The sequence below is a fragment of the Paenibacillus sp. KACC 21273 genome, from assembly GCF_028736095.1.
GTDB classification, from domain to species: domain Bacteria; phylum Bacillota; class Bacilli; order Paenibacillales; family Paenibacillaceae; genus Saccharibacillus; species Saccharibacillus kyungheensis.
The window spans coordinates 1773174-1788017 of the sequence record NZ_CP117876.1 but is presented as its reverse complement, the minus strand read 5'-3'; the positions used below and the strand labels follow the sequence as shown (position 1 = coordinate 1788017).

The following is a 14844-nucleotide window of genomic DNA, read 5'->3' as shown; positions in this document are numbered from 1 at the left end:
GTTTCTTGTCTTTACCTGTCGTTATAAAATAAAAAAAGTAGCTCTAGCATCTATATCGCTTATCGATAATGATCCTATAGAACTACTCCTTATATTATTCTCTTGGACTTTCATCGATACAGACTTGATTACGTCCACTTTTTTTAGCCTGATATAGCGCCATATCTGCACGATAAAATAAAGACTCTACACTTACTTTTTTGTCTTTGCGATCCCATGCTGCAATTCCGCAAGAAACGGTCACTGTTGGATCTGTTTCCTGTTCGATTTTTTCACGAATCCGTTCAGCGATCACTTCTGTTTTTTCTGCATCAATCTGAGGGAAATAGACCGCCAGTTCTTCTCCGCCCCATCGGGCTGCAATATCGTCTTCACGAATAGAAGATTGAATCATTTTACTGACTTGCTTCAAAATCTCATCGCCGATCTGATGACCATACGTATCGTTCACCTGTTTGAATTTATCTATATCGACCATCAATAACGTTCCGCTATCTTCTTTGCTTTGATAGCTGTGAATCTTTTCGTCTAGATAGCGACGTAGATATAACCCTGTGAGCGCGTCACGGCTTGCCATACGTCTTACTTCATCATGTAGGGTTGCATTGGCTACTGCTAGTCCAATGTGCGTTGTAATGACTTGTAATAGCTTAAAATTACCATATGAAAAATAATGACTGGTACGATGACCTAAAAAGATCGATCCATTGACTTCTCCACCACTCATTAACGGAGAAGCGATCATCGAACAAGAACCTGAAGCATTCATAAATAACGATTCCAGACTAGGATTTTGGCAATAATCAGATAAGATCACAGGCTCTTTGGTTCGATACAGTAATCCGGTATATCCATGATCTTTCCCTACTGACTTGCCTTCCATACTTGGAACATTACCGGTGACCACTTCAAATTGCTCTGTCTCTGGATTCAGATGGAGTACTGCGACGGTCTCTGCTTTGAATACATCAAGCAATTCTTTACCTGCAATATCAAAAATCTCGTTCAATTGCAGACTTTGGTTGAGCCTTCTTGTAATCTCATTGATGAGACGCAGATCTTCGTTGAGCAATTGTGATTGTTCATATAATTTAGCATTTTCAAATGTACGTCCAGCCGCTTCTGCCATAATTCTCATGAGCTCTATATCTTCTTCCTCTAAAGGAGACTCAGACAATAGATGAAATACACCATAGATCGCTTGCTTGCCAATCAAAGGAATCGCTACTTCCATTCGATCAGACCCTTGAGCTTTGGCGTGTATTTCCATAAGTGGTTGCCCTGCTGTAAAAGCACGTACACACATATCTTCTTTTGGATTTTGCAACGATAAAGGCTTTACTCTAGCATTGTTACTTTTATTATCTTGTGATACTAGCAGTTCAAATTCCACCTGTGGATACATCTGATCTACGATAGCAAAAAGCTCATTAATCAAAGCATCGATATCGAATTTGTCGTGCATACGTTGAATCACTTGAAACAAGACAGAACGACGCTGGGCTTCACGCTCTGCTAGTGTTTTGGAATGTAACATATCCGCTACAAATGTATATTCGAAGCGACGATAAAATAGACTTTTATAATGCAACACAAGCAATTTAATTTCTTCTGTCGATAATACATCGGAGTCACGATGGATTTGAGCACATCCCATCATCGCAAATTGTTGATGATGACGGCGAGTATAAATAGGAACCATCGTATATCGATAAAGTCCTTCTTCGTATTCAATCACATGCTCCTGATTCGTATGAGGAGTTAAGGTTGCTATATCTATCTTTGGTATCAAATGATCACTTGTCTGATCTCCGCCTATATATTTATGCATATGATTTATTAAAAACCAATGTGCATTACCTATCCGCATTTGAGAATGATTTTGTTGTTGCCAATCTTCCAGACTTTCTTGCAACAGTGGTTCAATATGCGGAAAATCTTCAGGATTAATATCCAGATTTTGCAGCCAGAACGTTTCGTCAGCAGTTGATACAACCGGATAGGAGGCATGTCCTTCTTCGGTACGCCAGGCTTGCACCGGATAATTCCATTGATTGTCTGACATATAAAATGCCTCCTTTCACGAATACTAATAAGTGACTAAATTTCTTAACATTAATACACTCATTCTACAATTTTATGCTATGGTTTGCACACAATATTTAATACAGAAATAACCCGTAATAAATTTTACACAAACAATATTTAAAAACCTATTGACGACAGATCCCTATTTCCTATATAATTTATTATTGATGAAGACTGGATAGACTTTAATTTGGGGTAACGTTGTTTCACCCTCACGCTTTTTGTTGCTAGCAAGACTGCGGCTGAACATTTTTGCTAGTAGTACGCTTCCTATCCGAGCCTACGACAAACAAAACGCGGCAACATGAATCACAGACCCAAAGCCCCGGAATGTTTATATTCAAAATAAAACTTTAATTACGAAGGAGCTTATTATAAATGTCACGTTACACTGGTCCTAAATTTAAATTAAGTCGTCGTCTTGGTATTTCCCTAAGCGGCAATGGTAAAGATTTGAAACGTCCTTTCCCTCCAGGTCAACACGGAGCGAACCAACGTCGTAAAATGAGTAACTATGGTATGCAATTACAAGAAAAACAAAAATTGCGTCACATGTATGGTTTGGGCGAAAAACAATTCCGTACTTTGTTCTCGAAAGCACAAAAAATTCAAGGTATTGCTGGTGAAAACTTCATGTTCTTGCTAGAAAGCCGCTTGGATAACTTGGCTTACCGTATTGGTTTTGCTAACAGCCGCGCTGGAGCACGTCAATTGGTATCCCACGGTCATATCACTGTTAACGGTAAAAAAGTAGATATCGCTTCTTACTCCGTAAAACCAGGTGATGTTATTGGTCTTCGTGAAAGAAGCCGTAGCTTGTCTTCTGTTAAAGAAGCTATCGAAAACCGTTCACACTTGCCTGCTTACATCGAGTACAACGAAAACGCTGTTGAAGGTAAATATATCCGTTTGCCAGAGCGTTCTGAATTGTCTCAAGAAATCGACGAAAAACAAATCGTTGAGTTCTACAACCGTTAAGATTTAAATTCAAAGCTGTCAGAGAATTCTCTGACAGCTTTTTTTATTTGGTTATCGAGACAATACCAAAAAACCGCCAGCATATTGCAGACGGTTTTTTGGTCTATCCTATCCATTTGAATCTATTGCATCATCATAAAGGGATCATGCTATCAAGTACGGAATTTAGAAATAAGTTCATTCAAAGCATCTGATACAGCATCTAAAGATTGTGCGGAAGCTTGTAACTGCTGTAAAGATTGTGACTGTTGTGTAGAACGTTCTGTTGCACTTGCTGCACGCACTGCTGATGATTTAGCAATATCCGCCAGGTTATTCAAAGATGCTGTCACTTCTTCTGCGCCAGCTGACATTTGTTCAGATGCAGATGATACTTCTTGAATCTCACCAGCTACACTTTCAATATCTCCACTAATAGAAGCAAACATCTGCTTCGTATCTTCCAACATGATGATACCGTCGGTAACCTGTGTTGAACCATCTTTCATCCCATTTACTACAGCAGACGTTTCTGCTTGCATAGACACAATCTGTTCAGTAATCAATCTAGCTGAATCTCCAACGTTATTTGCTAGATTACTGATCTCAGACGCGACTACAGCGAATCCACGACCTGCTTCTCCTGCTCGTGCTGCTTCAATAGAAGCATTCAGAGCAAGCAATGTCGTCTGTTTGTTAATCGATTGAATCATATCTATAATGCTACTGATCTGTTGAGAACGTTCATTTAGTGAAGCCGCCATACGTCCTGCTTCATCCATGACTTCTTTAGCTCTATCAATTTGCTGAACTGCTTTGTTCAGATGCTGGTTACCCTGCTCTGCTTTTTGCTCAATAATAACTGTAGCTTCTGATACTTCTTGTACCGATTCTGCGATCCGTTGTACACCAATCGCCATTTCTTCCATCGCTACTGTACTTTCATCAGCAGCTTTTAATTGTAATTCGGCACCACTTTCCATTTGTTGCAACTCTTTGACATTATGACCTGCATCTGTGGCGGCCATCGTTGAATCTTGAGCGATCTCTGTAGCTGCATTTTGAATCATAGTCGATTGTTGATTCAGATGATTCATAATGCCACTGGTAGACTCTAGCACTTTGTTAAACTCATTAGCCATCTGACCAAATTCATCTGCTCTTTGATTAGACAATCGTGCAGAATAATCGCCTACAGCCATTTTACGGCTGACTTCGACTACTTTACGCGTTTCTCGAATCATCCCTATATTATTCCACAAAATCGCGGCACTAATAATGATGATACCGATTGCGCCTACAATAATTAGAATATGTAGCAATTCTTGAGTAGGCTGTTGAATTTCAGAGTCAGGTAAAACTACAGCAATTTTCCAACCTGTTTCTTGCACAGTCATATAGAAAACAGTATTTAATTCTCCCTGAATATTCACTACTGTACGACCTGTTTGATTTTTGTTAATCAGGTTAGCTACTGTATCCATGCCTTCTATTTTTTCATCTTTCAAAGGCATATCCGCTACAATCTCAGGTCTACCACTTGCTAGTACTTCGCCTTTACCGCTGACCAATATAGCACGACCGGCTGTACCTATTTTAAGATTGTTTACATAATCTCGAATATTATTCATACTGATATCTGCCAAAGCGACACCGAGCACTTGACCATCATTATTACGAATCGTTTTGCCTGCTGTAATCATTTTGATTTTACTAACCGAATCGGTAAATGGTTCTGTATAATAGATTTTATCAAAGTTATTAAGAGTTGCAGTGTAATAAGGTTGTGTTAAATAATCATAAGCGGGATCATCATATTCTGTTGTTGTTGTAATTTTGTCTCCATCTCGGATTGCATAAGCAGACCGATATTTAACACCTTGTTCATACTGATTTTCTGCGAAGAAAATACCTACCCCGTACGTAAATGGACTTAACATTTGCCAGCGTTCTGTCAGTTTAAAATAATCAGCAATATCTAGATTATTTCCCAATTCTCCTGTAGCTGCTGCAAGTGATGATACAATCATTGAATTTTGTTTTAATTGACTGTTTAAGCTCTCATTCAGTCCTATTAATGTGTTATTAGCATTGGTATTGATTTCTGTATTAAGCTTCTCCTTTGCAAATTGGTACGATAACACACTAATCCCTACAAGAGCGATAATAACAATCGGAAGTAATGTTAATAATGTGCGAGCCTGGATACTTTTAAACTTGAATCTACGCAATGTAATTACCTATCCTCTCTTTATCTATAATAAAATCCACATTCTACTTATATCGACAAATTGATACATAAAATTAATAGTTTCACTTTGAGATATTGGATAAACAACTGACTATTTTGTGACTGTTTATCCCGTTACCTGTAATGAATACAAAAAAACCTTTAGCATTACCGAAGTAATACCAAAGGTTGAAATGCATTTGGATTGAATTTGGATTGAATCTGGATTAAGCTTTTTTGATTTTGGCAAATTTACGTTTACCTACTTGTACGATATCTCCATCAGACAGTTCGATACTTGCATTCACATCGTCATGTTTTTGCTCGTTAATTTTGAGAGCACCTTGTTGAATACTACGTCTAGCTTCACTGGTAGATGTTGCAAATCCCAAGGTCATTACCAATTTAATAAGACCGATTTGTCCATTTTCCAAAAGACTTTCATCAATGACTACCTCTTGAATATCATCAGGTAATGCACGCTGTTGGAATACAGTCACAAAATGATTTTTCGCAGCCACTCCTGCTTCTTCATTATGGAACATACGCACATAATTTTGAGCTAGATTCATTTTGGCATCACGTGGATGGATAGAACCATCTGCAAGTCCTGCTTTGAGCTTAGCCAGATCTTCATTTGAAATATCTGTTGTTAACTCGTAGTACTTGAGCATCAATTCATCAGGTACACTCATAGATTTACCAAAAATTTCGTTCGGCTCTTCGTTGATCCCGATGTAGTTACCCAGACTTTTACTCATTTTCTGAACGCCATCTAATCCTTCAATAATCGGTAAAGTGATCGCTACTTGAGTTGCTTTACCGTATTCTTTTTGCAGTGTACGTCCCATCAATAAGTTAAACTTCTGGTCTGTACCACCAATTTCGATATCACTTTCAAGTGCTACAGAATCCATCCCTTGCATCAACGGGTAGAAAAATTCGTGAATACTGATAGGCTGACCACCCTGGTAGCGCTTTGTAAAATCATCCCGTTCTAACATGCGTGCTACTGTAACTTTGGCAGCTAGATTGACTACATCTGCAAAATTCATCGGGCTTAGCCATTCGGAGTTAAAGTATACTTTCATTTTGCTAGGATCAAGAATCTTTGTGATCTGCTCTTTGTACGTCTCTGCATTATGCTTAACTTGTTCTTCGGTTAATTGCTTACGTGTCTCTGATTTACCTGTTGGATCACCAATTCTTCCGGTAAAGTCACCAATAATCAATTGAACATGATGCCCTAATTCTTGAAATTGACGTAACTTCTGCAAAACAACAGTATGTCCAATATGAATATCTGGTGCAGATGGATCAAGACCTAATTTGACCGTTAATGGTTTACCTGTTGCTACTGATTTGATCACTTTTTGACGCAGTGCATCTTCAGGAATAATCTCTGCTGTTCCTCGCTCGATTACACTTAATTGTTTTTCTACTTCTGCTTGTTGTGCTGGTGTTAGTTCTTCCCATTTCATTATCTATTCGCTCCCTATCACATCATTATACGGATGACTTCCGTTAGAGTGCCTGCTTGAAAATGAGCACCAAAAAAGACCTACCCATCCCCATAAAGGGACGAGCAGGCCTCGCGTTACCACCCTAATTAGAAGACTGATCTCATACTTATAACATCATAAGATATAGTCAGCTTCTCACTTCATTATATATAACGGAATCTTCATCCCGGCTTGATATTATAGATACATTCATTAATATCAAACGACTCCAGACCTGTAATTCAAAGGAAGTCCGCTTGCCGATTTGCACCAACCATCGGTTCTCTGAGAACGGTAATCTTCACTTCTACTGGGTGTCTTTCTTCGTCTTTGTGTTATGTAATTGTAGATTGCTTCAACGTATCACTTTTATAACATACCTTTTGCAAACAAGTCAATGCTTGTTCACATCCGACTTTGTGCCCATCCTACTTTTATCGTTCAGAAGAAACTGATTATAGCGTAATTTTTATGCTATAATAGTGGCTGGTAAAAGGGGGAAGTTACATGGCTGAAAAGAAGGACAAGCGTCCAACAAATAAGTCCGCTAGCAAGCACTCTGGATTCCGCAAATTACTCACTGTGTTCAAATGGGTAGTTATTGCTGGTTTTGCTATTTGCCTGTTCGGTGGAGGTATTTTGATGGGCTACGTTTCTTCGATTGTAAAAGACGAACCTGTGCGTTCGCGTGAAGAAATAGTCAAAAAGATCAATGAAAATGCAGTGACCGGCTTTGCTTATTTTAATGACGGTTCCCCGATTGGACAACTTCGTACAGAAGAAGATCGTCGATTGGTGACTTATGAACAGATTCCTCAACCTGTCATCGACGCCATTATTTCCATAGAAGATAATCATTTTTATGAACATAAAGGTGTAGATATGAATGGTACGCTGCGCGCTGTCAAACAGCGGGTACTGAATGAATCCGTCCAAACCGGAGGGAGTACGCTTACACAGCAATTGTCGAGACGGGTATTTTTGAACTTGGACAAAACAGATGATCGCAAAATTAAAGAAATGTTGCTTTCTCTTCGTATCGAACGCTTTATGACCAAAAACGAAATTTTGACTGCCTACTTGAACAAAATGCCTTTTGGTAAAGGTTCAAGCGGATACAATATTTTTGGAATCAAAGCAGCAGCCAAAGGGATTTTTGCTCTAAATGATTTGAGTAAAATTAATATTGCTGAAGCCGCTTATATTGCAGGGCTACCTCAATTACCAACAGCTTATTCTGCTTTTGATAGCAACGGTAAATTCAATGAAAAAGGATTTAAACGTGCTGTCGGTAGGCAACAACTGGTTCTTGAACGTATGAAAGAGTTAGGTAAGATTACAGCGAGTGAATACAATGAAGCGATTAATTTCGATCTCAAAAGTGCACTGGCTAAACCAACTGCCAAAGCGTATTCTCAATATCCTTATCTTATGATGGAGATTGAACGACAAGGCGCACAAACGATTGTAAAAATGGAAAATCCAGATTTGGATATGTCTACTTTATCTTCAGAAGAACGCAATCAATTGTTTGAAGATGCTCGTCAAAAATTGTTAACTGGTGGTTATCGTGTATATACGACGATTAACAAAACGGTCTATAACACGATGCATGAAGTAGCAGAAGACAGTAGCAACTTCTCGCCTGATAGCAATACTAAAGGTAAAGAACAAACAGCCGCTATGATGATCAATCACAAAACTGGCGCTATTCTTGGTATGATTGAAGGTCGTAGCTTCCAAGAAGAACAAATGAATTATGCTACCCAGATGACACGTCAGCCTGGTTCTACGATGAAGCCAATCGCTGCTTATCTGCCTGCGCTCGATGCAGGGCTGGTGCAACCGGCAAGTATTGTAGATGATGCTCCGATTATTTTGAAAGACGGGGGCAAAGGATATCACATCCCTGCGAATGCAAATGGACGTTATCAAGGTCTAGTGACTGCTCGTACTGCTCTTGATGAATCGTTAAATGTCCCTGCTCTCAAACTATTTAATCAAAAAGTAGGTATTGATAAAGCATGGACATTTGCTAAAAAATTAGGCATTACAACGATTCAGGATACCGATTACTCTGCACAAACCGGAGTGCTCGGCGGTCTTAAATATGGAGTAACTGTCGAAGAATTAACCAATGCGTATGGATCTATTCCGAATCAAGGGATATTCAATGATGCTTATATGATCGACAAAATTGTTGATCCTTATAACAAAATTGTCTACAAACACAAAGCTGATCCACAACGAGTCTTTTCCAAACAAACAGCTTATCTAATGACAGATATGCTTCGTACTGTTATTACAGATTCACGTGGTACAGGTAGAACGATGCAGACGTTATTTAATAAATACGGCAAAATACCAATCGTCGGTAAAACGGGTTCCACTCAGAACTATGCCGATGTATGGTTTATGGGCTTTACGCCAGATGTAACGCTTGGGGTATGGGCAGGTTATCGTGAACCGGTGAACACCTTATCCGAAGATGGAAAAAAACGTGCTCGTACTTTATGGGCAACAATTATGAACAAAGTGACTGATAGTGATCCTGAATTGTTTAAAACAGACGCATTTACCAAACCAGACGGAATTGTAACGCAAACGGTCTCTGGATTCAGCGGTAAATTACCAACGTCTGCTACACGGCAATCTGGTAACCTTGTCACTGATATTTTCAATGCTAAATATGTACCTAAAGACTTTGATGATGGTGTGGCTTATGCGAAATACATTACGTACAATGGTGTAAATTATATTCCACAAGATGGCACACCAGATGATATGGTGAATCAACGTACTGTAGTTAAACGTGAAATGCCGATCTCTGAATTGATCAAAGATCTGCAACATGCATTAGCTAATATGTCAGGGCCTAAATACGCACTATGGCGTTATCTACCTGAAGATGCAGGCGCAGATGCTCCAACACGTATTGATCCAAGGCAAGATGATGGTGGCTCACCTAATCCGCCTAGCAATGTACGCTTATCTACTAGCGGTAGTGATGCTCGTATTACCTTTAACTCTGGTGGTTCTGGTGATGTAGTCGGTTATCGTCTATATCGTTCAGCCGGCGATGGTTCGTATCAATATCAGAAATCAGCACAATTAGGCAGTAGTCAATTCAATTCATTTGTCTCTGCTAATGGCAATTTCTCTTTCTATGTTACTGCTGTTGATGTAGGTGGACATGAATCTAGTCCAAGTAATACTGTTGATTACAGTGCTGCTCCTGTGCCTGTAGACGAGCCAGATGAAGGTACTTTATTACCAGATGGAACGACTGAAGAACCTTCAACAGATGGTACATCACCAACTGAAGGCAACGCTACTGACCCTGCTACGACTACTGAAGAAGCTACTCCTGCTAAAGCAAAAGTAGCTCCTTCTGCTCCATCTTCACTTAGCGCTAAAGGTGCAGGTAAAAGTGCAGTCGTGATCTCGTGGGGCGCTCCATCTCAGCCTGCAAGTAATTACAAAGTATACTTTAGCAAAACCAGTGGGGGTCCTTACAATCTAGCCGGATCTACACCAGATACAAAGTTCCAATATAATTCCAGTCGCAAAATTGATGGTTGGTTTTATGTAGTAGCGGTCAATGAGAGTGGTTCATCCCCACCATCATCGCCAATACAATATAAAGGTAAGTAAAAATACTGATATACTAAACAGCGAATACCGATTATATTCAATCGGTATTCGCTGTTTTTTTCTGTTTGTTTATAGATAAAAAGTGATAAACATTGATTTGAATTCAATCGTAACGCTCGCCTACTATACCTATAAAGCACAACAAAAAAAACATCTTTCCTTTGCAGGAGAAGATGCTTTTTATCTATATTCATAGTTATTGATGGTATTAACCTATTAGTTCAATTGATTTACAGAAAGACGTAGAATCGTTTCGTGTGGCAAAATAACACGTGTATTTTCAACGTTTTCTTTTTTCATCAATTTCGTTAATAGACGCATAGCTACAGCACCCAGATCATACATCGGTTGCGCTACTGTTGTAAGCTGTGGACGAACCATAGAAGCAAGACGAATATTATCTACAGAAATAATAGAGAAGTCGTCCGGTACTTTCAAACCTTCGTCTTGAATACTGTGAATCGCACCAATAGCCATTTCATCGGTTGCTGCAAAAATAGCAGTTGGACGTTTTTTGAGACCGATAAAATATTTCATAGCTTCTACGCCAGATTCATAACGATAGTTACCGATACGTACCCAGTCTTCTTTGTATTCAATATTGGCAGCTTCTAAAGCTTTTTTGTATCCTTGAAAACGGGAATATCCATTTGCAGGATCTTGTAATGTACCACTGATCATTGCAATCTCGCGGTGTCCATGACGAATCAATGTGTTTACAGCATCAAAAGCTGCTGCTTCATGATCGATATCTACTGATGGAATTAATCCATTTTCATCACGGGTTGCACATAATACGATCGGTACAGCTGAAGATTGGAATGCTTGTAAATGATCTTCTGTTACTGTTCCGCCCATAAATAACAGACCATCTACTTGCTTTTCTAACAATGTGTTTACCACACGAATTTCTTTTTCTTTTTTCTTATCTGCATTACAAAGGATAATATTGTAATGATACATATTCGCAATATCTTCGATACCGCGGGCAATTTCTGCAAAAATAGAATTTGAAATATCAGGAATAACAACGCCTACAGTGGTCGTTTTCTTACTTGCCAATCCACGTGCGACTGCGTTAGGACGATATCCTAGACGTTCTATTGCTTCATAAACTTTTTTGCGTGTTTGTGGTTTTACGTTCGGATTATTATTCACTACACGAGATACTGTAGCCATAGATACTCCAGCTTCGCGTGCTACATCATAAATGGTTACTGTCACGGTCCTTCTCTCCATTACCAATAAATTTTCTTCATGTTTTCAAGAATTTGCTTCGTTTTTCATTTAGATTCATGATACGCTAAAATAGTATGACTTGCAATCATTGTTATGATGTTAAGATAACGCTTCACGTAGCGAACTTACTGTAATCTTCGAGTGTGAAGTGTTCCAGACAGGCTCACCATTTTTAACTAAAATCACTTGTGGTGATTCATGTTTGACTTGCAAATGTTCTGCTACTGCATTCGATACATCGCGATTTTCCACTACATAGACCAATCCATAATCGACATCTTCACTTGGATTGCTTTCCAAATACGATTTAAATTCACTATAAGCGCCAGCGCTAATCGGACAACGAGTACTATGTTTAAATACAAGCAGTGGTTTTTGTGTTGTATGATTCAAAGCTTCTTGTAACTGATCGGTTGTAGTCATCTGAGTTACACTTGCCATTATGCACACATCCCCTTTTGCTATTAATTAATGTAAGAACGTTTTCATGAATAACTATCATAAGTATCTTAACAAATAACAGTGTAAAAATCCATTTTTTTGTCATTGTTACCGTTTTTTCAGCCGAATTTAGATGAATGTAATTTTCATAATGTTTTCTTTTCATTCTTCTGAGTCTTTTTTTCATGATGATGGATTTTGATCCTTATCGTTTATTTTGATACAATGAACCTCAATAATGGGATTGATCGGTTCATATCGATCGCTATCATAGAATATAACTCTGAAAGGAATGATGATATGAGATTGGCAGGTAAAAAAGTCATTGCTTTAGTAGATGAGGAATTTGAAGACTTGGAACTATGGGTTCCTGTGTACCGAGTACGTGAAGAAGGTGCTGAAGTTCATCTTGCTGGTGCGGATCGCGGTAAAAAGTATATTGGTAAATATGGAGTACCTGCTGAAGCAGAATATAGCTTTGACGAATTAGATAGTGCTGATTATGATGGTATTTTGGTTCCTGGAGGTTGGGCACCTGATAAATTACGTCGCTATCCTAAAGTATTAGAACTGGTGCGAGAAATGCATGAAGCTCGCAAACCTATCGGTCAAATCTGTCATGCAGGATGGGTATTGATCTCAGCCGGCATTTTAGAAGGCGTTACTGTTACTTCTACACCAGGTATTCGTGATGATATGCAAAATGCAGGTGCTATCTGGAAAGATGAAGCTGTTGTGGTTGATGGACATATTATTTCAGCTCGTCGTCCACCGGATCTTCCTCCATATGGCAAAGCCTTTTGTGATGCGTTAGCTGAAAAAGTGTAACTATTGTATTGGTGTTGGTCACTATTTAACAGCATAAGTACAGCAATATTTTGATAGACATAACAGTCTAAATATAACCAAAAAAGACATACCATTAAAAGGTATGTCTTTTTTGGTTATACACTATGGAATAAAGTAAATCATGTTATGAAGTAGATGAAACAAAAGAAGCATCGGAATCTGTTAGTGTATTCATATATTGTTGAATACCTTCTTCAATCGCCTGCGATGTTTTTAATTTCATCCACGATAATGCTTGACTGCTCGCTTGCTTGGAATCGGTATTCAATATACTCTGTTTAACTCGCAACAATGATTGTGGTGACATACTTAGATGATCGACACCCATCTGTAACCAAAATGGAATAGAACGCTCATCGCCAGCCATTTCTCCGCATACACTCACAGGAATACCTTCTGCATGAGCCGCTTGAATCGTACTGCGTAACATACGCAACACAGCCGGATGATAAGGATTATACATATGAGCAATATGTTCATTCATACGGTCAACAGCCAGTACATATTGCACAAGATCATTGGTACCGATACTGAAAAAGTCACATTCTTCAGCAAGTAAATCTGCTATCGCGACGGCTGCTGGAATTTCGATCATAATACCGACTTGAATCTCACGATTGTAAGGTAATCCTCGTTGATCCAATTCATCCATAGCTTCATGCAAAATAACATTAGCTTGTTGTACCTCTTCTACAGAAGAGATCATCGGATACATGATTTTGACTGCTCCATAAGCACTTGCACGTAATATCGCAAGAAGCTGTGTTTTGAACATTTCTGTATGTTCCAGACAGATACGAATCGCTCGATAACCGAGAAAAGGATTTTCTTCTTCAGGTAAAGGGAAATAATCCAGTTCTTTATCTCCACCAATATCAAGTGTACGAATAACCACTGCCTGTCCTTTAGCTTTCTCTGCCACTAAGCGATACACTTCAAACTGCTCTCGCTCACTTGGAAAAGAATTACGATCCATATACATAAATTCTGTACGGAACAAGCCTACACCTTTGGCTCCATTTTTCAAAGCGATATCCAATTCTTTAATCGAACTAATATTCGCTGAGAGACGCATAGGGATACCGTCTTTGGTAATAGAGTCAACAGTAGACAACATCTCTAACTGACGCTTACGGCGATCCTGAGCGGTTCTAATCAGCTTATAATGCTCGATCGTTTGTTGATCAGGATGAACAATAATTTTACCATTATCGCCATCGACAATAATCATTTCACCTGTCTGAATCGGTGGGTCTAATTGACTTTCTAATCCAGAGACAAGCGGAATCCCGATCGCTCGTGCCATAATCGCAGAATGCGATGTTTTTCCGCCTAGAATAGTAGCAATTCCCAGTACATTATGTGGATTCAAATGAACCAATTGCGAAGGCGATAACTCTTTGGCGACCAGAATGTAAGGTTGTGTATCTGTAGGCAAAGTCACCTCAGGTGCACCAAGTAAATGTTTAAGTAGACGGTTACCGACATCTTTAATATCAGCAGCCCGTTCTTTCATATATTCATCATCCAGTAGATCAAACATCGTTACAAAGTGGTTAATCGCTTCTTGTACAGCCACTTCTGCCGCTTTGTATTGGCGTTCGATAATACCGCGAATCTCATTCATAAATTCAGGATCTTCCAAAATAGCTAAATGAGCATCAAAAATACTTGATTCTTCAGGACCTGCGATTTCCTCGAATTCATTTTTCATCAGCTCAATCTCAGTTTTGGATGTACGAATGCCTTCATATAAGCGCTCAAATTCTTGCGCAAGGTCTGTCGGATCAAGACACTGATCCGGTACATCCCATTCCCATGTTGGCAACACAAAAGCTTTTCCTATGGCTACTCCACCAGCAGCTGCGATTCCTTTGATCATGT

At 39.0% G+C, this 14844-nt stretch carries 9 protein-coding genes and 1 other annotated feature; of the genes, 3 read left to right on the top strand and 6 right to left on the bottom strand.

The genetic code is table 11. From position 1 onward, the window contains the following. Window positions 1-94 precede the first annotated feature (94 nt). Window positions 95-2065, bottom strand: coding sequence for a sensor domain-containing diguanylate cyclase (locus PQ460_RS08110; RefSeq protein WP_274172311.1), 1971 nt, complete (start codon window positions 2063-2065; stop codon window positions 95-97). Window positions 2066-2466: 401 nt separating this feature from the next. Between PQ460_RS08110 and rpsD the strand changes: the two genes are divergently transcribed. Beyond that, window positions 2467-3066, top strand: a complete 600-nt coding sequence (rpsD, locus tag PQ460_RS08105) for a 30S ribosomal protein S4 (RefSeq protein WP_204823349.1) — start codon at window positions 2467-2469, stop codon at window positions 3064-3066. 152 nt (window positions 3067-3218) lie between these two features. Here the strand turns inward: rpsD and PQ460_RS08100 are convergent, their stop codons facing one another. Further along, window positions 3219-5276 carry a methyl-accepting chemotaxis protein gene (locus PQ460_RS08100; protein WP_273613027.1) on the bottom strand — a complete coding sequence of 686 codons (2058 nt, stop codon included), beginning with the start codon at window positions 5274-5276 and terminating at the stop codon, window positions 3219-3221. A 226-nt stretch (window positions 5277-5502) separates the two neighbouring features. Next, window positions 5503-6756 (bottom strand): tyrosine--tRNA ligase, encoded by a 1254-nt coding sequence (gene tyrS, locus PQ460_RS08095; protein WP_274172310.1) that lies wholly within the window; start codon window positions 6754-6756, stop codon window positions 5503-5505. A gap of 93 nt (window positions 6757-6849) precedes the next feature. Then, window positions 6850-7111 (bottom strand) — a binding site (T-box leader). A 173-nt stretch (window positions 7112-7284) separates the two neighbouring features. Between tyrS and PQ460_RS08090 the strand changes: the two genes are divergently transcribed. Beyond that, complete coding sequence (locus tag PQ460_RS08090) at window positions 7285-10431, top strand: penicillin-binding protein 1A (protein ID WP_274172309.1); 3147 nt, start codon at window positions 7285-7287, stop codon at window positions 10429-10431. Window positions 10432-10647: 216 nt separating this feature from the next. On the opposite strand, the gene ccpA is transcribed toward PQ460_RS08090, so the two are convergent. Beyond that, window positions 10648-11655, bottom strand: coding sequence for a catabolite control protein A (ccpA, locus tag PQ460_RS08085; RefSeq protein ID WP_069329015.1), 1008 nt, complete (start codon window positions 11653-11655; stop codon window positions 10648-10650). A 114-nt stretch (window positions 11656-11769) separates the two neighbouring features. Beyond that, window positions 11770-12111, bottom strand: coding sequence for a bacillithiol system redox-active protein YtxJ (ytxJ, locus tag PQ460_RS08080; protein WP_273613030.1), 342 nt, complete (start codon window positions 12109-12111; stop codon window positions 11770-11772). 300 nt (window positions 12112-12411) lie between these two features. On the opposite strand from ytxJ, the gene PQ460_RS08075 reads away from it, so the two are divergent. Then, window positions 12412-12939, top strand: a complete 528-nt coding sequence (locus tag PQ460_RS08075; RefSeq protein WP_273613031.1) for a type 1 glutamine amidotransferase domain-containing protein — start codon at window positions 12412-12414, stop codon at window positions 12937-12939. A gap of 145 nt (window positions 12940-13084) precedes the next feature. On the opposite strand, the gene ptsP is transcribed toward PQ460_RS08075, so the two are convergent. Beyond that, complete coding sequence (gene ptsP, locus PQ460_RS08070) at window positions 13085-14842, bottom strand: phosphoenolpyruvate--protein phosphotransferase (protein WP_274172308.1); 1758 nt, start codon at window positions 14840-14842, stop codon at window positions 13085-13087. Between the last annotated feature and the right edge of the window lie 2 nt (window positions 14843-14844).